Genomic DNA, 21,942 nt, shown 5'->3' on the forward strand with positions numbered 1-21,942 from the left:
CGGGCAGACGAAGGCCGCGGGCGACGCCGTGGTATCGGTCGTCCCGCGCCACTACGTCGTCCGCACCTCGTGGGTCATCGGTGAGGGCGGCAACTTCGTCCGCACCATGGCCAACCTCGCACAGAAGGGTGTGAAGCCTTCGGTTGTGAACGACCAGATCGGCCGGCTGTCCTTCACCGCAGACATCGCGGCGGGCATCCGCCACCTCCTGGACAGCGGTGCACCGTTTGGCGTCTACAACCTCACGAACGACGGCGACGCACAGTCTTGGGCGGACGTCGCCAGCTCCGTGTACGCCTTGACGGGGCACGATGGCGGTGACGTCACCGGCGTCTCGTCCGAAGAGTATTTCAAGGGCAAGGAGGCCGCCCCCCGGCCCGCCAACAGCGTCCTCAGCCTCACCAAACTTCGGGAAACGGGCTTCGAGGTCCCGTCCAGCCGGTCCCGGCTCGAGGGCTATCTCGGGCAGGAGGTGGCCGCGCCGTGATGCCACGGCCTCGCGCCAACACGCTTGTCATCATGCCCGCATGGAACGAAGCCGAGTCGGTCGGCTCGACGGTGCGGGAAGTCCTCGCCTACGCACCGCCCTGCGACGTGCTCGTCGTCGACGATGGCTCGACCGACGGCACGGCCCGCATCGCGGCCGAGGCCGGTGCGCGCGTCATCCGTCTTCCCTTCAACATGGGCGTGGGCGGTGCCATGCGAACGGGCTTCAAGTACGCGCTGCTCCACGGCTACGACCAGGTGATACAGGTCGATGCCGACGGGCAGCACGACCCCCGCGAGATCAAGCGCGTCCTTGAGGGACTTTCCGATGCCGATATCGTGATCGGTTCGAGGTTCGAGGACCGCGCCGAATACGAAGTGAAGGGCCCGCGGAAGTGGGCCATGGTCGTCCTCGGCGGCGTCCTGTCGAAGATCTCGGGAACCCGTCTCACCGACGTCACCTCCGGCTTCCGCGCTGCGAATCGGCGTGCCATCCGCCAATACGTGGCCCACTACCCGGCCGAGTATCTCGGTGACACCATCGACTCTCTCGTGGTGGCGGTGAGGTCGGGCTGCAGAGTTGCCCAGGTCCCCGTCAACATGCGCCCTCGTCAGGGAGGAACGCCGAGCCACCATCCGCTGAAGGCCGCGGTCTACCTCGTCCGTTCTGGGCTCGCCCTCGTCTTCGCCCTCACCCGCAAGAAGTCGTCGCCCGTCGGCGACTAGGAGACCCCATGACCGTCCTTGCCGTCCTGTTTGTCATCGCGGTGCTCATCTTCGTCATCGAGATGCTGCGGCGCCAGAAGATCCGCGAGAAGTACGCCGTCCTCTGGATCGTCATCGGGCTTGCCAGCCTGCTCCTCGCTGTGTTCCCCGATCTTCTGATCTGGGCTGCCCACGTTGTGGGTGTCCAGGTCCCCTCGAATCTTCTCTTCGCGATCGCCGTGATTCTGCTGATGGGAGTGACCCTGCACCTCTCGCGAGAGGTGTCGGCTGGCGAGGACGAGATCCGCGCCCTCGCGGAAGAGGTCGCGATCCTTCGCGCGGACCTCCGTGACGTCCAGGAGCAGCTTCCGAATGACCCGGAAGCGCGCCCCACGGCCTAGCGCGCCCATTGCGGGATGAGGACGGCGGCCGCGCAAAGTGCGCGGCCGCCGTCTTTTCTTCGGGACCGATTGTCCGAGGGCAGTCGCCTCCGTGCGAAGAATCAGCCCACGATGTGCTTGATGAGGCGAGGCAGCGAGTCCGTCTTGCGCTTCGCAAGCGACTTGAGGACGAGCGAGCCGGCGTTCATACGGCTCGTGAAGTGATTCGAGGCAGCACGCGCCGCCGACGTCCAGCCGAGCGCGCGGAACCTCTCCGCTTGGCTCTCGAAGAACCGGCGCTCCTCGTCGAAGCGCCGCCCGTCCAGAGCGCGGACCGAGGAATCAGAGGCCGAATGGCGCCGGTACAGGAAGGACAGCTCGGGATCGAAGATCATCGTCCCTCCCTCGGCGGCAATGTCGAGGAGCAGGGCCAGATCTTGGACAACGTCGAGGCCTTGAGTGAAGCCGATGCGCTGGATCGTCTCGGTCTTCCAGGCGAGCGAAGGGAAGTAGGCCCAGTCGGCGCGCACAAGGCTCGTGGCCATCCGCTCTCCCGTCAGGACCAGCGGCACACGCGTCTTGGGCGCGTAGGCCCATTTGACGGCGTCAGCGAGAGGCATGCGAGCGATCCCCAGCTCGTCGATGACCTGGACGCCAGGCTGTACGACGTCGGCCTCCGGGTGCGCATCGAAGTTGCGGACCACGACATCGAGATAGTTGGAGAGCATGACATCGTCGGCCCCCATAATGACGACGATCGGCGCCTTGGCCCTCGCCAGGGCCTTCCGGTAGTTTCCGTTTGCTCCGAGATTCACCTCGTTCTTCTCGTAGGAGACCCGCGGATCGGTGATCTCGGAGAAGAAGGCAGCGGGTTCGTCGCTTGGGTACCCGTCGTCGAAGACGTGCAGCTTCCAGTCCTGGTAGTGCTGGCTCATCACGCTGCGGGCGGCGAGCTTCATCTGCTCAACGTCGCCGTAGTAGGGCAGCATCACATCGACTGAGGTCATCGTGGACGGGGGCCTTTCGGTGCGCAACACGGGCGAGGGCATGTGGCGTCTGCGTGCCACGGGCGCTACCACTATATCCGCACGCGCAGGCCCACACCTTGGTGGGATGTTCCACCGGTATGATGACGGAGTTGCCTCGAGAGCTAAGGAAGACCTGCCCCCCATGCCATCTCGTCCGAGCGTCAGCGTCTGCATGGCCGCGTACAACGGCGCGGATCATATTCAGGAGCAGCTCGACTCCATCCTCGCCGAGCTCGCCCCCGGCGACGAGGTCATCATCGTCGACGACGGCTCAACAGACGCCACCCGCGAAATCCTGGCGTCCATTGAGGATCCGCGGGTCCGGGTGGTCTTCAACGACGAGAATCTGGGCTACGTCCGTAATTTCGAGAAGGCGCTCAGCCTCAGCACGGGCGATGTCGTGATGCTGTCCGACCAGGACGACATTTGGGTTCCGGGCCGCGTCGACACACTCATCGCGGGACTCGACCACGCCGACGCGGCAGTCGGCAACTGCGAGCATTTCGGTGGTACTCCCGGCTACTTCCAGCGGTTGCGGGTCGACCCCCGCTTCTCCACCCGCCATGTCAGGAACCTGCTCGGCATCCTCATCGGCTACCGGCTCCACTGGGGCTCTGCTATGGCCGTGTCGCGCAGCCTCCTCGAAGACGCCCTTCCGTTCCCCACCGTCATGACCGAGTCCCACGATCAGTGGCTCGCCATGCTTGCAAACGTGCGGAAAAGCATCACTTATCTCGCGGCCAACACAGTCCGGCACCGACTCCACGACGACAACTTGACCCCGAAGAGGCCGAGGTCCCTCAGGAAGGTCCTTCGGGCGCGCGGCGAGTTCCTCGCCGAACTCGCCATTGCGATAGCGCGAACGCGCGCCTCGGACAGCCTGCCTTCGGCTGAGCGGGCACCACTGCTCGCCCATCGGACGGAGACAGCAGCGGTCGTGTCCGCCTACAACCCGGACGACACTCTGCCTACGCACGTGGAGTCCCTCCTGCGCCAGGTCGACAACGTCGTCGTGGTGGACGACGGCTCGCCACAGGATGTCACCACGATATTGGCCAAGGTCGAGACGCTGGGCGCCATCGTCGTCAGGCTCGAGCGCAACTCCGGGATCGCGGCCGCACTCAACGCGGGAATCCGCCGCGCGCGCGAGGAATGGGATCCCGCCTGGGTCATGACCATGGATCAGGACTCTCGTCTGACCGCCGACTACGTCTCGAAGGCGCTCGCCTCAGTCCCAGACGCCGGAGTAAGGCCCGAGAGGGTCGGGGCCGTTTCTCCCGAGAGCCACAATGGCAAGCCGCTTCCAACCCTCCCGATGGGCGAGCAACTGGAGGTGCTTGATCCAATGCAGTCCGGAACCATGTACCGTGCCGAAGCTTTCGACCGCGTGGGAGGTTTCGACGAGATGCTCTTCATCGATTGCGTGGATTCAGACTTCAATGCTCGCCTCCGGGCCGCCGGCTATCACATCGCAATAGGCAGGGACGTCGACCTGATCCATTCCCTCGGCAAGTCGCGACCGATGAGAGTGTTCGGCTGGGATGCCCATCTCGGAGCCAAAAAGCTCTTCGTGTACGAACATCAGCCGTTTCGCGTGTACTACATCACCCGAAACATCCTGACCATTGCCAAGCGCTACGGTCTCCGACAGCCCACATGGGTCGCACGCCGGATGCTGATGGAAGTTCAGAGCAACGCGGTCCGGCTGGTATTCGGCCCACATCGCCTCCTGAACCTCATGGCAGGTCTGAGAGGAGCAGCGGACTTCGCCCTTGGTCGCCTCGGGCGAATCCCAGATGGAACGGCGAGGACACTGGGCACCGCAAGCCGCAGCCTCAAGGACGGCCAGTAGCGTTTCAACCTCTGCGGAGAACCTCGACAAGGCCGCCGACGGCATAGGTCAGTGCCACAGGAACTGAGATAGTCCCGTTCCGGAGCCCGGAGGCAAAGACGTGCCACAGCGGCCCCCAAGCATGGCGCTTCCCGAAGGCTGTAGTGGCCTGAAAGACTCTCGCATTCGATGAGGGAAGACGCTGGGCCAGCGCGTCCGCCATCACGCGACGCCAGCCGAAGCTCAGCGAATTTGTCAGTCTCAGAATCGAAGCGACCGTCGGGGACCCCTCATATCGGCGTGCAAGCTCACGAGCTCGTCGGTAGGACTGAATCGGATGAAGGCCCTTCACCGCCTCGCCCACCACATTGTTGCCGTGCTGAATGTAATCTTGAACGAGTTCGTCAACGATTCTCACGGAGCCGAGGGCGTAGGCGCAGACGGCCAACCAGTGGTCATGGAGCTCCGAGGGGCTGTCCATGCGGGGAAAAGGAAGCGCATTGTCGAGCAGCGATCGGCGGAACACCAACAGTCCACCTGTGAACTGATTTTGAACGAAGAGATTCAAGAACGAGGCGTTCGTCCTCCCAGTCCAGGCTTCGAGAACCTCACCGTCGTCGCTGACTACACGCGCTTGACCCGACACGAGCACGTGGTCGGCGAGATGGGGCAGGAGCTTTGAGAGCTTGTCTTCGTACCAATAATCATCTTGGTCTGACAGAGCCACCCACTCCGCAGTTTCAGGCACGAACGTCAGACCGCGCTCGAAGTTTCTGTAGAAGCCGAGCCTCTCATCGAAGCCTATGACCTTGAACCTCGTGTCACCGGGAACAATCTCCCGAACTAGCTCCTCGACCTCGCCCAGCCCTCCATCGGCTGTGACAAGGCACAGGAAGTCCCCGTGAGTCTGTCGAGCGATCGACTCCAGCTGAATCCGGAACAGAGACCTATCGGGCTTGTACGCAGCGAGAACGATAGCTCCGAAACCTGGGCTGGTTTGTCCTCCCTGTGCGTGCGGATTCGCCACAATTCCCTTTCGCTCCCACCCGAGACCTGACGGGCGCCAGAAGTCTTGCCTCCTCGCGGGCCAGCTCCCTGAGCATGACGCAGGAGGACGGACCCAGATCGGGGCCGCGACAACTCTATACCAGCAGCCGAAGCGGCTTCGGCTAGACTCTCTGTCGCGACTGACGTTTGGCACCGAAGAGAGGCACCACGGATGGATGAACTGCAGCCTCCTTCGAGTCCATCTGGGGGGCCTACCGGAGTCGTCGCTGTCATCACGGCGCTCAACCCGCCTGCCGATCTCCCCCGTCGTGCCGAATCTCTCCGAGCACAGGTGGACCACGTCATCGTCGTCGATGACGGGTCTGGGCCAGACGCTTCGGAGGTATTTTTCGAACTCCGTCGCATCGGAGTGGAGGTCCTCCACCACGAGGCGAATTCGGGAATCGCCGCCGCACTGAACACCGGCGTGCGGGCAGCCCTCGCCCTAGGGGCCGCGGCGGTTCTAACCCTCGACCAAGATTCGACCCTCGAATCGGGTTATGTAGAAAAATGCTTGGACTCCTTGCGCACCGCCTCAGCGGCTGGTCGGCCGGTCGGGTTCGTCTGCGCCCACCGGATGAACGGGGTCGATGTGCCCGCTCAGCGGGGCCAGAATGGCATCGAGCCGTACGATCCCATGCAGTCGGGAATGCTCATACCCGTTCCGACGTTCCATCGAGTCGGCCTTTTCGAGGAGGGGCTATTCATCGATGCTGTCGATTCCGAGTTCACTTTGCGTGTTCGCCATGCTGGGCTGACCGTCGAGTTCGCCGAGGGCACTGATCTCGAGCACGGCCTGGGCGAACAGACTCCCAAAATGCTCTTCGGGCGAACCCTCACCACCCATGGAGGCGCCACGGCCTTCTTTGCCGCCCACAGCCCGCTCCGCCTGTACTACGTCACCCGCAACCGGCTGATCACCAATGCCCGGTATGCTCGCCGCTACCCTTCATGGGTGCTTCACCGCGTCGTGGACGACATGGTGTTCGCTGGCCGAAACGTCGTCTTCGGGGCTGCAAAATGGAAATCGGTCAAAGCCATCGCGTACGGCCTTATCGACGGGATCCGTTGTCGGGAAGGCAGGGCGACGCCCCGGCTCACGACCAAACTTACGACCCGCCGTGACTAGCTTTCTCGCCTTGAGGCCGCGGCACGACCTGTCGGGCGGTTCAGCGTTTGTCCGGGGAGGGCGTCCGATCGACCAACTTCACGCGGACCTCGTCGGGCAGCGTGGCAAGCAATTCCCCTGGATAGATCCGCCGCGGGCGCCGCGCACAGCCTTGGGCGTACCCCTTGGCAACGGCTACAGCCCATTGCCTCTTATCGGTTGAATTAAGTCCGTAGTAGACAGTCTGGTGCAGCAGATTTCCTAGAGCGACCAATTTCGTGGCGGGCAAGGCCTTCCGCTCTCGAATGAACCAGAGGTTATTGCGGATATGATAGAAAACCCGAGGGCCCAGATCCTTGGCCTTGGCTGCGACGTCGGGATGGTTTACCTGACTAGCGGGAACAACCATTGCCGGGGCCATCTGAGAAAGCCGGTGGGTGTACTCCGAATCGTCGATCCAAATGAAGAAATCAGAGAACGGCAGATGAGTGGTCTTCGCCAGCTCTAGATTTATCAGCACACCCACAAACGTGGCGGCCTCGATTGCGATCGCATCGAATTCGTGAGCCGCCACCTGTTGACCGGCATCCTGGCTGATCACGGGTGGATTCCGGCGATTGAACGTGTCGCGCCCAGCGGTGACCAGCGACGCGAGAAACGAAGGCTTCGGGTTCATCGTCGCGAAGAGCTCCGCGAGAGGCGCGAGCGCGTCCAGCTCAGGACACGCATCGTCATCCATCAACCACGCCGCCTGGTGCCCACGGGCGATCGCCAGCTCTACACCCCAGGCAAAACCTCCGGCGCCGCCGAGGTTCGCGCCGGTCTCGAACAAGACCACATCGGGGTGCTCCTCGCGGACGTACTCGGCGCTTCCGTCAGTCGATCCGTTGTCGACCACGATGATCTCGTCAGGCTTTCGCGTCTGCCCTTTGAGGGCGGACAGGCACTCTCTGAGGAAGCCGAGGCGGTTAAACGATACGACGACTGCGGCGATGGACACAGAAAATTCCTGTCTTCAGGCTAGAGCGATCGACCCAATAGTAGCCGAGTTCCGACACCGGCCTGGATGACCCCAAGACTCCCCGGCATGAATTTCGTCAGCGACGACTTCGGGCTCTCCGGCTGGCCTTCGCCCCCGGTAGACTGGGCAAGGCCCACGTGGGCTCCGTGCCGCGGCCGCGAGCCCGCACGTGCTTCAGAAGAAGGAGACGTCGGCTTGGGCCCACGGTTGTCGATGGTCAAGAGGCTCTTGAGCTTCGCCCTGACGACAGGCCTTTCAAGCCTCGTCGGCCTCGTTGCCGTGCCGATCATCATCGCGGGTGCGGGACCCCAGCTCTGGGGCGTCCAGGCAGCGCTCCAGACGGCAGCCACCCTGTTCGGGGTGTTCGTCTCCTTTGGCTGGGGGACCACCGGCGCCGCCGAGATCGCAGGGCTTGCGCCTGATCAACGACCGCAGGAGTACGCCAACTCGCTCGTCAGCCGGACGTACCTGGCGCTGGCGGTCTACCCGCTGATGTTCTGTGTCATGGGAATCCTGAACCCTCAGCACCTTGCCTTGGTCGCTGTCGGGTCGGCCACGTTCCTCATGCCGTTCCTCGGCGCCTCATGGTACTTCGTCGGCGAAGCTCGGCCAGCAAGACTCTTCTGGCTCGACGGATTCCCCCAGACCCTCGGCGTGGCGGTCAGCGTCGTCGTCATGGTCATCACCCGAGACCTCGTCTTGGTCCTCGCGACGCAGCTCGTCTTCAATCTCGCGGCCGTGACCCTCGGCGCGCGGCGCATCTTCCGATCGAGTGCCGCTACCCCGCACTTCGATCTCTCACCGCGGTCAGCGTTCCGCAGGCTAGGGCATCAGCGCCATGCTGTCGCCACCTCGGCGACCGCGGGCCTCTACGTGTCACTGCCACTGCTCATCGTCAACGGCCTCGCGCCCGCCTCATTGAGCACCTACGCGATGGGCGACAAGCTCTTCCGCTTCGCACTGACGGCCTTCGCTCCGTTCCTCCAGCTCGTCCAAGGATGGCTCCCCGAGGGTGGTCCCGGGAACCTCCGCCACAGGATCAGGCAGGCCGCACGGATGACGCCGGTGATCGGCGCCGTCGGGGGAATCGCGATCGCCGCCCTCGGCCCGTTGGCAGCCGGAATCCTCTCGGCACATCGGATCGACTTCGGGCTCGTGCTCTCGGTCCCCTTCGGCGTCGTCTTCGCGGCCGTCAGTGTCACTCAAGTGATCGGGCTCGCCTGTCTCGTCCAGCTTCGGGCGACGCGCGCATTGGCGCAGTCGACCCTCGTGGGGGCGCTGAGCGGGATCCCGCTCATCGCCCTCGGTGCAGCCCTCAGCGGTGCCGTCGGTGTCGCGTGGGCCCTCGCTGCCTCCGAGCTCGCCGTGCTGGTCTACCAGTACGCAGCGCTGGGCCGTCGGATGAAGGATGCAGCGACGAGCCCGAAGACAACCCCGGTCGGCAAGAAGGCAGCGGAAGAACGATGACACTCTCCTCACCCACGCTACGACGCACATCCTCGGGGCCCGGTCGTCTCGCAGGGAGTGGCCCGGCAATCGCGGTCGCCGTCGTGATAATGGGTACGGCGCTCTCCCTCTTCCGCCTCCCTGCGACGGCTCAGGACACCGTATGGGCAGAGGATGGCGGAATCTTCCTGAACGGCGCCCTCCAGCACCGCAGCGTCCTCCAGATCTTTGCGCCGTACCAGGGCTACCTCCATGTCGTGCCACGGATGGCCGCCTGGTTCATCGTGTCCGTTCTGCCACCGAGCACGTACGCGCTCGCTCTCACCGCGCTCAGCTGCCTCGCAGTGGGGGTCGTCGCGGCTCTCGTCTGGCACTGTTCGAGGGCCCTCTCCACGAGCCCGCTCATCCGCCTGGCCTGGGCAGCAATCCCGGTACTCGTCGCCGCGGGGCCGCAGGAGACTCTCGGCAACTTCGCCAACCTCCACTGGTACCTCCTTTGGCTCGTGCCTTGGCTCCTCGTCAAGCGCCCGGAGTCAGTCCGGGAGAACGTCGTGCTCACGGCGGCGGTGCTGCTCGCCTCGTTGACAGAGATCCAGGTGGCACTGTTCATCCCTCTCTTCCTCTACCGGTTCAAGGACCGCGCCTTCTGGCCGCCGAGACTCGCGCTCCTGGTCGGTGCTGCGTGCCAGGTGGGAACGACCCTGAGCTTTCCCCGCAGCTCCTCCCCCGGTTCATCCGTGAATTGGTGGTCGATCATCGAGGGCTGGTTCCTCAACAGCAGTTCGGCGATCGTGTACGGCACTTCGCAGGAGATCATCCTGACCGTGACGCGCTTCGGATGGATCCCCGTGGCACTCGCAGCCATGCCGTTCCTCGCCGCATTGATCGTGGCGCTCGTGAAAGGCAACGGACTGCAGCGGCTCATGGCCTGCGTGTTCGTCGTGGCGTCCGTCGGCGTGTGGTCAGCTGCCCAGGCAATGAACTTTCAGCCCTATTTCGACTACGCCCGATTCACCGCGGCACAATGGCAGAACTTCTTCCTTTCCCGATACACCGTCGCACCGTCGATGTTCCTGCTCGACCTTGTGCCCCTCGTTGCCGTCGTCCTGACAAGGACGAGTGCAGTTGCCGTCAGCGCCATCCTCGGGGCGTTCGCGATCGTTCTGGCCGTCTACTTCTTTCCCCCGACCGTGGGACGCGACCACGGCCCCACATGGTCCGCGGGAGTTCAGACGGCCCGCGCCGCCTGCCGCAGCACCCCCAGCGCTCCGACCGAACCAGTTCGGATTGCTCCGACCGGCTGGGCTTTCGACAAGGTCCTGCTCCCGTGCAGCATGCTGGACTAGGTGAAGGGCAAGCCAGGTCAGAACAGTTATGGATCACCTGTGAAGCTCTCCTTGAATGCAGGATCTGGAAGGAAGCTCCTGAGGCCATCCACTAGCCTTGTATGGTCGCGGTCGCGGCATCGCACCTTGAAGGAGAAGTAAGTCCGGATGGACATCCAGAATCACTTCTACGGGCACTCGGCTGTCCTGGCAGGCCACGCAGGTCTCCGTGCGCCGAGGCACATCCCGGGGCTGTACCAGCATGGCTGGACGCCTGTGACTCCACTCCGCACTCACTTCGCCGACCTCGCCCACGCCACACCGCCCGGGGGCCTCTTCGTCTGGTCCCACGACTCCCGTGGCTGGACGGAGCGAGAATCCCGCATGGAGACGGGATTCTCGAGCACGCCCATCGGGGCGGCAGCGCTGTATCTCGCGCGTCACGTCGAGGCCTCGGGCATGGTCCCCCAAAGGACGATCGACGCCGTCGTCCTCCCCTTCCACGGGACGCGCCTCATCGACGTCGACGGCGACCAGGCCGGCTTCGCCCGCGAGGTCTTCGAGCGCGAGGGCTCCGCGGTGGTGTGCATGCACGTGGACGACATGCAGAAGCCCGAAATCGTGAAGGCCTGGAAGGATGCGGGCCACATCCTGACGACCGCCGGCGAGCGCCGTGACCCTCTCTTCCTCGCCCGGGTCATGTGGCTCGTCATGAGCGCCAAGAAGGTCGTCTCCAACCGCCTGGCCACGGCGCTGCTGTACGCGTCCGCCGTCGACACCCCGGTGCACATCTACGGGCCTCACTTCCAGATCGCGGGCATCCAGGAGACCTCCTCGGAAGAGTATCTGCGCGAGCTCTGGCCGGAGTTCTATGAGGACGAGCCGAATACCGCTCAGCTCAGGAAGATCGCGGAACAGGAACTCGGCGAGGCCTACCTGCAATCGCCTCAGGAACTGCGCCGCGTGCTCGGCTGGGACAAGCGGAACCCGCGGCCGTTCATCGACTATTGGCTGCGGTCCCCGTTGGCGAAAGCAGAGGCCATCCTGGGGATCCGGGACCGCAAGGTGGGGCCGCTCGTGAACGAGGTCGAGGTCTCGCCGTTCCAATTCTTCAAGAACCCTTTCGAGCACCTTCCCGGCATTCTTCCCAGAACTGCCTCGACCACGCTCGTGGCGCCATCTCTCGATCGTGCCTGACGCGGCCGTCGGGACGCGCCCGAGCAACGCGCGGCAATCCCTGTACTACCTCCTTGGGGCTGCACTCCAGGGAACGGGAGCGCTCGTTGTCCAGCCGTTCTCGATCCGGATCCTCAGCCCCGTCGAATGGGGCCGCGTCGGCGTCTCGATTGTCCTGCTCCAGATCGGACAGGTCGTGCTGTCGGCAGGCCTGCCCCTCGCCATCAGCCGTGCCTACTTCGAGCCGACCGACGGTCCCAGGAAGGCGCGGGCGATCCATGGGGCGAACATCATCCTCGGCACGGGCCTCGCGATCGTTGCTGCCCTCGGTTACTTTGCCGCTGCACCGGACAAGGCGAGCGCGGGAGCCTTCGCATGGGCACTGGCTGCAACCGGGTTCCTGAGCGTCGTCGTGAGCTCCCAAGCCCTGCTGCGAAGTCAGCATCGCGCGCTCGCCTTCGTCCTTCTGAGCGGGGGCGCGTCCCTGGGCGCCCACCTCGGGGGCCTCATCGGGATTCTGGCCTTCGGCCATACTGCGACGATCTATCTTGCTTCCTTCAGCGCCGTGATGGTCGCGACCGCGATCGTCTCGCTGATCCTGACGCGGCCTTCGCTCCCGTGGCGGCAGCGGGCGGCGGTCTCCGGGGCCTTCCGGCTCGGGCTTCCGGTGCTGCCGCACAGCATTGCCATCATCCTTCTCCTGCAGGGCGACACCTTCCTGGTCCAGCACTTCCAGGGCTCGACTTCGGTGGGACGATACGTGGCCGCAGCGGCGTTCGCCCTCGGGCCCTTCGCCATCCTGTCCGGGCTCAACAACGTATGGACTACGCGAATATTCGAGGCAGCCCATGGCCCGAAGCTGGTGGCGAACGTGCGCGGCGTCGGACGTGAAGTCGCCTTGGTGGCGGCCGGATTGGGCGTCTGCGGCACGGCCGCGGCCACGGTGGGGATGCTCGTCCTGAAGGGTCTCGACCACGAGGCGACCCAGCTCGCCAAGGTCCTCCCTGGGGTCGCGGTCGGCTATGCCCTCTACCTCGTGGGCATGTCGACACTCTTCGCCGTGGGCCGGACCAGGCCCCTGACGTGGGCAACGCCGCTCGTCGTCGTCCTCGCGGCGGCCGCGGCCTGGTTTCCGGCCCAGTCTCCCCAGTACTGGGAGCTGGGAGGCGTGCGCGTTCTCGTCTTCGCCCTGCTCGGAGCCGTCTACGCCGCGCTTGCGTTGCGCGAAGCGCCGCACGTCATCGCGTTGGGCCCCTTCGTCGGGGCGTTTGCACTCGTCGCCGCGGCGATCGCCGCCAACCTCCTGCTCCCCACGACGCTCTCCGTCGGAGTGGTCACTCTGGTGGTCGGCCTCGGCTTGGCCGGGGCAGGTTTTTGGGCGGTACGACGGCGCGGACTAGCATCGTAGGCATTCGACCCGGCGTCCCGGACGCCATGATCCAAAGGATTGCGTCCCCCATGCAGCCTTCCATCGACGTCGCCGGCCACCGCCTCGGTTCCGCCCACCGGCCGTTCATCATCGCCGAGGTCTCAGGCAACCACAACGGCAGCCTCGAGCGGGCGCTTGAGATCATCGACGCCGTCGCTTCCTCGGGGGCGCAGGCAGTCAAGTTCCAGACCTACACCGCAGACACGATCACGATCGACTCCGACCGCCCCGAGTTCCGCATCAGTTCCGATCACCCGCTCTGGGGGGGAAGCAACCTCTACGAGCTCTACACTCAGGCGCACACTCCGTGGGAGTGGCATGCTCCGCTCTTCGCGCGCGCCCGCGAGCACGGCCTCGTCCCGTTCTCCAGCCCCTTCGACGCCAGCGCGGTCGACCTTCTCGAGTCCCTCGACGCGCCGCTGTACAAGATCGCTTCGCTCGAGATCGGCGATCTCCCGCTGCTGCGCCGAGTGGCCCGGACCGGGAAGCCCGTCATCCTCTCCAACGGGGCGGCCTCGCTGAGCGACATCGACCTCGCCGTGCGCACCATCCGAGACGAGGGCAACGATCAGATCGTTGTCCTCGCCTGCACGTCGTCCTACCCTGCTTCGCCCTCCGAGTCGAACCTCCGCACCATCCCGGTGCTCCGCGACGCGTTCGGGGTCCAAGTCGGACTCTCGGACCACACCATGGGTATCGGAGCGGCCATCGCGGCCATCGCCCTGGGGGCGAGCGTCGTCGAGAAGCACGTGACCCTCCGCCGGGCTGACGGCGGTGTGGACTCCGACTTCTCCCTCGAGCCGCACGAACTCGCTGCCCTCGTCGCCGAGAGCCGGACGGCGTGGGAGGCGCTCGGCTCGCCCGTCATCACCCCGACGAGCAGCGAAGGAGAGAGCCAGCGGCTGCGGCGCTCCCTCTACGTCGTCAAGCCTGTCCGCGCCGGGGACGTGGTCACACCCGAGAACGTCCGCTCGATCCGCCCGGCTGGGGGGCTCGCGCCTGGCGAGTATGAGTCCGTGATGGGCCGCGCCTTCCGAGTGGATTGCGAAGCAGGCACGCCGCTCACGTGGGAGCTGGTCTAGGCAGCATGCTCGGCTAGCCGGGCAGTGCCGCGTCCGGGCTGCACCCAAGGCTCCCCGAGGCTCTAGCCTTCGGGCTTCGCGGGCGGCGCAGCGGCGGCGATGTTGCCCGAGCTCCGCGGCCGCAGGTTCGCCTCGTCGTAGTTCCCGATCCCGATCTCGGCTGAGAGCTTCCCGTCCGTTTCGGCGTAGTAGGCCCCCACCCACGTGGTACCTCGAAGAAACGGCTGGAACTTTCCGCACGTGCCGCGAAGGCTCGACGCGAGGAGTCCGCCGCCGTCCTGTTCGCTCCAGTTGGACTGCACGAGCGGCTTGGACGGGTCGAAGAGCTGCACGAGCCTCTGGCCCCCGCCAGCACCGCGGATGAAGCACAGGACGCGGCCGTTTCGCGCGATCCGGAGCGCGGGCCACGCGTCGTAGCGCAATCCGGGGCTGGGACTCGGCAGCTGGACTGGAGCGGCCCAGGTCCGGCCCCTGTCCTTGGACTGGGTGGCATAGGCGTTCGCGCGCGCGGATCCACGGACGACCGCGACCCAGTTCGTGGGCGAGACCTCGGCGAAGTCCCATTCCGTGGCATCCGAGCGGTGGGGGGCAAAGACATCGACCGGAAGCGACCACGGTCCCAGCGGATCCTTCGCGGTGACGAGGGAGGCCCTCCAATAGCCGGCTACTCGTCGGTACACCGGCATGCGCCAGAGGCCGTCTGCCGACCGGCGGAGGCCTCCCGGTGTGAGGGCGGACGAGAGGACCTCCTGAGACGGAGCCCACGTCGCCCCGTCATCATCGCTGAACGTGATCCAGGTTGCCCCGTTCAGGCTTCGCGCCCCGGTGAAGAACGTCAGCCAGATCCTCGCGGTGCTCGGCTCTCGGTAGAGGAAGGGGTCCCGGATGTCGATCTTCTCGGCAGCAAAGCTCGCAACGAGCGTCGGGGAGCCGAAGGTTACGCCGGCGTCGGTCGACCGGCGCACGTAGAGCGTCCCCGGATCGCTGCCGTACGCGAAGGCGTGTGCCGTCCCCGCCCGGTAGGCGAGCACATAGTCCCCGTTGGCGGCGTCGACCATCGCGGGAATCAGGTAGTCGTCCTTTCCGTCGGCAATCTTGAGCGTGCGGCCGAAGGACTTCGAGAGCGAGAGGTCTGCGGTCACCGCGGACGGCTGCCGGACCGCAGCCCCGGGCGCCGTAGCCTGATTGTTCGGAGGTTGAGGCGCCGCGCACGACGTGGCCGTCAGGCCAAAGAGTGCGGCTGTGCCAGAAAGCGCCAAGACCTCTCGGCGGGACAGGTGTGGGTGGCGACGATCTGACATGAATTCCCTTGACTTGACCAGGCAGCAAGGAAAGGATAACGCAGCATTTCACGTACACCATTCCGGTCGTCATACGCCGACCTCGTGCCTAGCGGCGCTCCGGCGCCGTCTTCACCAGACGGTACCACCCGCCGTCGTCCGTGCCCTCCTGCTCCTCCAGACCGCCCGCGTAGCCCGCGCCGAGGAAGAGTCGGTGGGACGGTTCGTTCGAGGCGCGCATGACGGCGTGAAGGGTCGCCTTGGGATGGTCGAGGCGGAAACGATCCTCGGCCGCTCTCAGCACCGAACCCGCGATCCCCCTACCCCGCACCGCTGGCGCGAGGGTGATCGAGACCTCCCAGTCGTCAGGGCCGTGGGCGTCGAACCGGACGGTGCCGGCGGCGAGGCCGTCCGCCTCCGCCATCAGGAGCACGACGTCCTTCCGCACCAGCGCACGCTCAAGCCAGGCGACGTGTCCCTCCCACTGCAGCTCGGCCGTCGAGCGGGAGACCGAACGAACCGACGGGTCGTTGCGCCAGCGGAAGAGCTGTGCGGCGTCCGAGAGGGTGGCGGGCCGCACGGAGACTGCGCCGCGACTGGCCGCGAGCTCCCGCCACAGACCCACAATGCGTGCGGCGCCTTCGCCGTCCACGATGGACCGGGCTGCGGCGGCGAGCCTCGACCGAAGACCTAGGTCCGAGAGCGCCTGACGGAGCGTCTCCGCCGACCCCTCCGCGATCTCGCCGAAGGAGCCAAGGCCAGCGGCCATGCCGTGTCCGACGGCGAAGGCGTAGTTCTGCCTCTGGTTCTCCACAAGCTGGATGATCGCCATCGGCACGCCGAGCGCTGCGAGCTCCCAGATCGTGGTCCCTGCTCCGCTGATGACGAGATCGGCGCGCGCAAAGAGTCGCGGCAGCTCGCTCGACTGTTCAACCACCTCGAGCGAGAGGCCCTCGGGCAGCGCTCCCACATCCAAGGCCTGGCCGCCCGGCACGACAACCGTGCAGTGGGACGGGACCCCTGCCTCGGCCCACAGTCGCACCGCGGCCGCAGTCGCGTTGCGGGCGTCGGTCCCGCCCAGGACCGTCACCACCGATGGCCGATACCCGTTTCCGAACTCGGGCACCTTGCGTGGTACGGCGCCGAGCTCACGGACGAGAGAGCGCACCGGGATGAAGCCGGCTCCCCTCGCGAGACGCAGCGTGCCGTCCTCGGGCCGGCAGTCGAACTCGGCCCCCGCCGAAGGGTCCGTCGCCAGATCAGCCGGGCGGCGTCCGAAGGGGCCGTCCTCGACGGACGAAAGCAAGACCCCGACTCGGGCGAGCTGGGCGCGGACGTCTCCCTCGTCGTCGTACGTGTCCAGATGGACGACGTCGACGCCCTCCCTACGTGCCAAGCGCGCCAAAGCGCTCGCATCGGCAGGCCGAGGGAAGAGCTGGTCTGCCACCCCTTGGAGGAGACCGCGGCCGAGAGGGCTCTCGACGTCCCCGGCCGCGATCACCTCCCAGCCGGCCTCGCGCGCAGCCTCCCCGACCGAGACGCAGCGCACGACGTGGCCGAGTCCCTGCGTCTTCGTGGAATCACACCGGAGGAGAACGCGCACGTCAGCCTTCCAGGAGGGCCTTCTGCTCGACGTGTGCGTTGAGCGCGACGATGTCCGGGCGATCCGTCAGGATGTGGACCACGTCGCGCCACCGCGGCGGCCGCGACGGGAGGAGGGCGACCAGCTCGTCCAACAGCCGAGCGTCGGCTTCGGTGTCCAGCGTCACCCGGAAGTGATCCGAGGCCGGGCGGAAGGACAGGGAGGCAAGCCCGAAACCCGAACCCTCCTCGTACAGCGCGCTCGTGACGTGGGCGCGGTGGTGCGGCTCTTGCCTGGCGTCGGCGGCGCGGAGGGCCGAAACCGCCGCGACCTCGACGTCGAGCCCGCGCGGAAGCGACCGGTTCTGGGTCGTGGACACGTAGTCAAGGGCAGGATCGAGCCGCCAGAGCGCGACGGCCTGGGAAATGATGGCAGGGTCGAGCAGGGGGCAGTCAGCAGTGAGACGGACGATCGCGTCGGCCCCCGATTCCCGGGCCGCCGTGAGGAAGCGGCTGAGGACGTCGTCTTGGCTGCCGCGAACCGCCCGGACGCCGTAGTCCTCAGCGAAAGCGGCGACGGCGTCATCAGCGCCGTCGGTCGAGGTCGCAACGACGACCTCGTCGATACCGTCCGCCGCGCCCGCGGCCCGCAGCACCCATGCCAGGACCGGCTCCCCGCCGAGGTCCCGGAGCACCTTCCCCGGCAGCCGGGTCGACTGCATGCGGGCCTGCACGACGGCGACGACGCGCGCGGAAGGGCGGTCCGCCGTCACGGTCCGACCACCTCGAGGACGTTCTCGATCACCATGTCCACCTGCTCGTCGCTGAGTCCAGGGAAGAGCGGGAGGGAGATCTCCTGGCTGTAGTACCGCTCGGCCTCGGGACACATTCCCCTGCGGTATCCGAGATCCTCGAAGACGGGGTGCCAGTAGGCCGGCAGGTAGTTCACCTGCACGCCGATTCCCCGCCGACGGAGTTCCTCGAAGATCGCCTTGCGGCGATCCGCCTCGACCCGCAGCGGGTAGAGGTGCCACGCGGGGACCGCACCCTCGACCGTGCCCGGGACGGTCAGGCGCGGGTTCCCCCCGAACGCCGCGTTGTACGCATCGTGGATCTCCTGACGACGCCGCCGGAACCCCTCAAGGCGAGCCAGCTGGCTGATTCCGAGGGCGCACAGGACGTCGGGCAGGCGATAGTTGAGGCCGAAGTCATGGACTTCCTGGTGCCACGGCCCCTCGTCAGGGAACCGGAGCGCGTCGCGGTCCCGCACGAGCCCCTGGCCCTTGAACCGTCGCGCACGCCCCGCCAGCTCGGGGTCCGGGCTGACGACGGCACCGCCTTCCGCCGTCGTCATGTTCTTCGTGGGGAAGAACGAGAACGTCGTCAGGTCCGCTCCCGCACCGACCGGCACCCCGTTGAGGAGCGAACCGATCGAATGCGCCGCGTCCTCGAGGAACAGGGCGCCGTGGCGGTGGGCCATCGCCGTGAAGGCCCCGGCGTCGACGGGAAGCCCCGCGTAGTCGACGGCGGCCACCACCCGGGTGCGCGTCGTCATCGCGGCCTCGGCCGAGGCAAGGTCCAGATTTCCAGTGGCAGGGTCGATGTCCGCGAAGACGATCTTCGCCCCCGCGATCGCCGCGGCGGCAGCCGTGGCGACGAAGGTCAAAGGAGTCGTGACGACCTCATCGCCCGCCCGGACCCCCGCGGCAACATACGCGACGTGCAGGGCCGCGGTCCCCGACGTGACCGCGACGGCCTCGGAGCCGCCCGCGACCGACGACAGGGCCCGCTCGAACTCGTCGACCTTCGGGCCCGTGGTCAGCCAATCGCCCCGCAGCACCTCGGCGACCGCCTCGATGTCGGCCTCATTGATGGACTGGCGACCGTACGGAAGCATCCCTCTCAGAACCCCTCTGCGACGATCATCGCCTCGAGTTCCTCGACCGAGAGGAACACCTCGTTCCCGTCGGACTGGTAGCTCCACCCGTCCTTGACCGGGACCGCGCCCTCGGGAACCTCGTAACGCCATCCGAGAAGATGCGGGGTCACAATGTACCGGCCGTTGACCGAGACCGTCCGGCGGGAATCGTCCGCCGCGATCATCTCCTCGTGGAGCTTCTCCCCCGGCCGGATGCCGATCTCATGGGTCGCCGCATTGCGGTCCACCGCCGCGGCCAGGTCCATGAGGCGGATCGAGGGGATCTTCGGGACGTAGAGCTCGCCGCCCTGCATCATCTCGAAGGAGTCGAGGACGAATTTCACCGCCTGGTCCAGGGTGATCCAGAAACGCGTCATGCGCTTGTCGGTCACCGGAAGGGACTTGCCCTCCGCCGCCAGACGGCGCCAGATCGGCACGATCGACCCGCGGGAACCCATGACATTCCCGTACCGCACGACGCAGAAGCGCGTGTCGTAGGCGGCGGCGTAGTGGTTGCCGGAGATGAACAGGCGGTCGGCGCACAGCTTCGTCGCGCCATACAGATTGACCGGGCTCGACGCCTTGTCGGTGGAAAGGGCCACGACCTTCTTCACCCCGGCATCGATGGCGGCATCGATCACGTTCTGGGACCCACCGACATTCGTCCGGACGTACTCGAACGGGTTGTACTCCGCAGTATCGACCTGCTTGAGCGCCGCCGCGTGAATCACGTAGTCCACACCGTGGAAGGCCCGGTGCAGGCGGTCCCGGTCGCGGATGTCCCCGATGAACCAGCGCAGCCTCGGATCGTTGTTGAACATGTTCCGCACTTCGAGCTGCTTGAGCTCATCACGGCTGAACACAACAAGCCGACGAACATCGTGGTGGTCGAGCAGCTCCCGGATCAGCGCCTTCCCAAGAGATCCTGTACCGCCCGTTATCAGAACGGACGAACCCTCGAGAAGGGACATATGCCAAACCACCTTGACTCAACCAGCTATCCGGTCACATCGAGCACACGTGCCGGGACGACCTTGTCCAGCCTACCAGCCGAGCTGTGAGCGACCTTTGAATCACCCTTGGCAGGCAACGACCTTGTAGAGCCGAGCGCTGCCCTGTTGATCGATGAGCTGGACCGCAGGAGAACCCTGCAGGTCTTCGACGCCGTGGTACGGATGGTTCTCGTAGTGAATCTCCTGGGTTCCGAAGTCCAGGACATATTGGACATGGAGGTCTTTGATAGCAGCGCATGCTGCCCCGTTGGCGGGTGCATCGCGCAGCCCGGTGTCGACCGCCTGGATCTCAGGAGTGATCGCGGACAGGATGTGGAGCTGAAGCGTCTTGCGATCCGCGAGAGCGTACGCCAGCGCGGTTCCGGTGTACGGCGAGCCGGCGATGACGCTGCCCGGCGGCACATGGCTGTCGAGCCGATCGAGAAGGGCGAGCTCATCGGATGTGACCAGCGGAGAGTTCGGACGGACCTCGTACATGCTCTTGGCCGCAAGCTCCTCGGCATGCACCTGGCCGCCGTGGGATAGACCGACGAGGGCAAGGACGACCACGACCACGCCGCTGAAGCCCGAGACCGCCCGAGCCCGCGCAAGCCGTCGGTCAGAGGCCCAACCCGGTCGGAAGGACCGAGAAAGGGCGCCCGACGCGTAGCGCAGCCAGGCGGCGATCTGCAGCAGCCCTTCCACGGCGAGGGGGATGGCGGCCATGGGCAGCATCGCAGCCAGGCGGTAGCTGTCGTTGTACCAAACCCCGACCAGGAAGTTGCGGAGAGAGCCGGGAGCGAAGCCCGAGACGACAACGTAGAGGGCGGCGACGACGACGAAGAACCCCAGGACAGCCCGGCGCCCGGGTTGGCGAATGGAACGGTAGATCCCGATGAGAACGAGTCCCGCGATGAGCCACGAGGGATCGAGGCGGACCGGAGAGACGGTCAACGCCTCGCCGGCGGCCTGCGCGAACGTCTGGGTGGGGGGCCAGAACGCGGCTGCCGGATCGGGGCGGACGACTTTCCAGACGACGGCGGCCGCGGCCAGCACCGCCACAAGCGCCACAGAGGGGACCACGACGGGCACCGCAAGCCACTCGCCTCGACGCATCGATGGAGCGACACGTCGGGCGTAGACCTGGAAAGCGGGAAGTATGCTCACCGCGATAAGCGCCATCAACGCACTCGGGTGGGCGATAGTCATGCCAATTGACATTGCGCCGAGCAGGATCCAGGCCAGCCACGCGTTTGCCGGTCGCCGATGGCCCAGCCCCAAGGCATGAAAGAGCTGGCCGACGCAGGCCGGAAGAAGGGCCAGACCCAGGAAATTCGGGTACAGGACGCCGAAGTCCACCATGAGGAGCGGGAAGGCTGCGAAGGAGGCCGAAAGAGCACCCGCGCCGATGAGCGCGAGAGGGCTCCTGCCGAACAGCCGCCAGACCAGATACACCATCGAGAGGGGCCATACCAGGGCGCCGATGGCCAGATTGGCCGCATTGGCCTCCATCGGAATACTTGCGGACGAGATCTGGCCCACGAGCGAGGCGAAGGCGTGCCAACCCGATGGATAGTAGGGACTGTCGGCCATGCGCCCGATCGAAAGCGACGACGCGGAGCCTGTTTCCCGAATGTACTGAAGCGCATTGAGATGGAAGACGTTGTCGAACGTCTGGGAGAAGTTGTCAGGACCCACGAAGACAGAGATCAGGATCTTCCCAAGGAGAACGGCGGGAATCAGGACCGACAGGATATAGACGGCCACCCTCGTCCAGTCGCGGCGACGATCGGGCGCCGTGGGCGCTTCCCGCCCCTCGGTCCGGTCGAAACGCCTCAGTAGGATCCTGAGGACCAGCAGGACAAGGCCAGCCGCCAGGGTCGTGGCCAAGACCGGCCACACAGACCAGGTCGCATGCGCCATGGGCGCAATGGTCGAAGCGACGGCGATGACCGACATCGACAGGGCGGGCGCGACGGCAGGGATCGCGAAGCCGCGCAGCCCCAGGGGTACGGCGAGCATGACGCCGGGAACCAGCAGAAGCAGCACCGCCGCTGTCAGAGCTGGGACGATCGTCAGCCAGTCCACGCGATCCCCGTCCTTTCCG

19 protein-coding genes are annotated in these 21,942 nt (G+C 66.0%); 10 read left to right on the forward strand and 9 right to left on the reverse strand.

The window, feature by feature from the left end:
• From V7053_RS04010 to V7053_RS04020, 3 genes are all read left to right on the forward strand, one after another.
• A partial coding sequence (locus V7053_RS04010) for an SDR family oxidoreductase (protein ID WP_334170982.1) occupies positions 1-487 on the forward strand: 487 nt, incomplete at its 5' end.
• A 32-nt stretch (positions 488-519) separates the two neighbouring features.
• Positions 520-1,212 carry a glycosyltransferase family 2 protein gene (locus tag V7053_RS04015; protein WP_443022503.1) on the forward strand — a complete coding sequence of 231 codons (693 nt, stop codon included), beginning with the start codon at positions 520-522 and terminating at the stop codon, positions 1,210-1,212.
• A gap of 8 nt (positions 1,213-1,220) precedes the next feature.
• Entirely contained in the window at positions 1,221-1,592 is a 372-nt protein-coding gene (locus V7053_RS04020) for a DUF2304 domain-containing protein (RefSeq protein WP_334170984.1), read from the forward strand.
• 101 nt (positions 1,593-1,693) lie between these two features.
• Here the strand turns inward: V7053_RS04020 and V7053_RS04025 are convergent, their stop codons facing one another.
• A complete protein-coding gene (locus V7053_RS04025) occupies positions 1,694-2,578 on the reverse strand; it encodes a glycosyltransferase family 2 protein (protein ID WP_334170985.1) in 885 nt (294 codons plus the stop codon).
• Between the two features lie 163 nt (positions 2,579-2,741).
• On the opposite strand from V7053_RS04025, the gene V7053_RS04030 reads away from it, so the two are divergent.
• A complete protein-coding gene (locus V7053_RS04030) occupies positions 2,742-4,451 on the forward strand; it encodes a glycosyltransferase (RefSeq protein WP_334170986.1) in 1,710 nt (569 codons plus the stop codon).
• A gap of 4 nt (positions 4,452-4,455) precedes the next feature.
• On the opposite strand, the gene V7053_RS04035 is transcribed toward V7053_RS04030, so the two are convergent.
• Entirely contained in the window at positions 4,456-5,457 is a 1,002-nt protein-coding gene (locus V7053_RS04035) for a glycosyltransferase (protein WP_334170987.1), read from the reverse strand.
• A 192-nt stretch (positions 5,458-5,649) separates the two neighbouring features.
• Here V7053_RS04035 and V7053_RS04040 point away from each other — a divergent pair, with 192 nt between their 5' ends.
• Positions 5,650-6,606 carry a glycosyltransferase gene (locus tag V7053_RS04040; RefSeq protein ID WP_334170988.1) on the forward strand — a complete coding sequence of 319 codons (957 nt, stop codon included), beginning with the start codon at positions 5,650-5,652 and terminating at the stop codon, positions 6,604-6,606.
• A gap of 40 nt (positions 6,607-6,646) precedes the next feature.
• On the opposite strand, the gene V7053_RS04045 is transcribed toward V7053_RS04040, so the two are convergent.
• Complete coding sequence (locus tag V7053_RS04045; RefSeq protein ID WP_334170989.1) at positions 6,647-7,585, reverse strand: glycosyltransferase family 2 protein; 939 nt, start codon at positions 7,583-7,585, stop codon at positions 6,647-6,649.
• A 216-nt stretch (positions 7,586-7,801) separates the two neighbouring features.
• Between V7053_RS04045 and V7053_RS04050 the strand changes: the two genes are divergently transcribed.
• The 5 genes from V7053_RS04050 to pseI all read left to right on the forward strand — a co-directional run bounded on the left by V7053_RS04050 (position 7,802) and on the right by pseI (position 14,064).
• Complete coding sequence (locus V7053_RS04050; RefSeq protein WP_334170990.1) at positions 7,802-9,073, forward strand: lipopolysaccharide biosynthesis protein; 1,272 nt, start codon at positions 7,802-7,804, stop codon at positions 9,071-9,073.
• A complete protein-coding gene (locus V7053_RS04055; RefSeq protein ID WP_334170991.1) occupies positions 9,070-10,398 on the forward strand; it encodes a hypothetical protein in 1,329 nt (442 codons plus the stop codon). The genes V7053_RS04050 and V7053_RS04055 overlap by 4 nt, the downstream gene beginning before the upstream one ends.
• Positions 10,399-10,545: 147 nt before the next feature.
• Entirely contained in the window at positions 10,546-11,574 is a 1,029-nt protein-coding gene (locus V7053_RS04060) for a hypothetical protein (protein WP_334170992.1), read from the forward strand.
• Entirely contained in the window at positions 11,567-12,961 is a 1,395-nt protein-coding gene (locus V7053_RS04065) for a lipopolysaccharide biosynthesis protein (RefSeq protein ID WP_334170993.1), read from the forward strand. Before V7053_RS04060 ends, V7053_RS04065 begins: the two co-directional genes overlap by 8 nt.
• Positions 12,962-13,011: 50 nt before the next feature.
• Complete coding sequence (gene pseI / locus V7053_RS04070; protein ID WP_334170994.1) at positions 13,012-14,064, forward strand: pseudaminic acid synthase; 1,053 nt, start codon at positions 13,012-13,014, stop codon at positions 14,062-14,064.
• A 62-nt stretch (positions 14,065-14,126) separates the two neighbouring features.
• Here the strand turns inward: pseI and V7053_RS04075 are convergent, their stop codons facing one another.
• From V7053_RS04075 to V7053_RS04100, 6 genes are all read right to left on the reverse strand, one after another.
• The gene (locus V7053_RS04075) at positions 14,127-15,206 is read right to left on the reverse strand and encodes a sialidase family protein (RefSeq protein WP_334170995.1); all 1,080 of its coding nucleotides are present in this window, start codon (positions 15,204-15,206) and stop codon (positions 14,127-14,129) included.
• Positions 15,207-15,453: 247 nt separating this feature from the next.
• The gene (locus V7053_RS04080; protein ID WP_334170996.1) at positions 15,454-16,947 is read right to left on the reverse strand and encodes a GNAT family N-acetyltransferase; all 1,494 of its coding nucleotides are present in this window, start codon (positions 16,945-16,947) and stop codon (positions 15,454-15,456) included.
• Between the two features lies 1 nt (position 16,948).
• Positions 16,949-17,698 (reverse strand): glycosyltransferase family protein, encoded by a 750-nt coding sequence (locus tag V7053_RS04085; protein ID WP_334170997.1) that lies wholly within the window; start codon positions 17,696-17,698, stop codon positions 16,949-16,951.
• Entirely contained in the window at positions 17,695-18,822 is a 1,128-nt protein-coding gene (locus tag V7053_RS04090; protein WP_334170998.1) for an aminotransferase class V-fold PLP-dependent enzyme, read from the reverse strand. Before V7053_RS04090 ends, V7053_RS04085 begins: the two co-directional genes overlap by 4 nt.
• A 5-nt stretch (positions 18,823-18,827) precedes the next feature.
• The gene (gene pseB / locus V7053_RS04095; protein ID WP_334170999.1) at positions 18,828-19,814 is read right to left on the reverse strand and encodes a UDP-N-acetylglucosamine 4,6-dehydratase (inverting); all 987 of its coding nucleotides are present in this window, start codon (positions 19,812-19,814) and stop codon (positions 18,828-18,830) included.
• A 102-nt stretch (positions 19,815-19,916) separates the two neighbouring features.
• Positions 19,917-21,923 (reverse strand): DUF6541 family protein, encoded by a 2,007-nt coding sequence (locus V7053_RS04100; RefSeq protein ID WP_334171000.1) that lies wholly within the window; start codon positions 21,921-21,923, stop codon positions 19,917-19,919.
• Between the last annotated feature and the right edge of the window lie 19 nt (positions 21,924-21,942).

Source organism: Sinomonas sp. (assembly GCF_036848755.1).
Taxonomy (GTDB): domain Bacteria; phylum Actinomycetota; class Actinomycetes; order Actinomycetales; family Micrococcaceae; genus Sinomonas.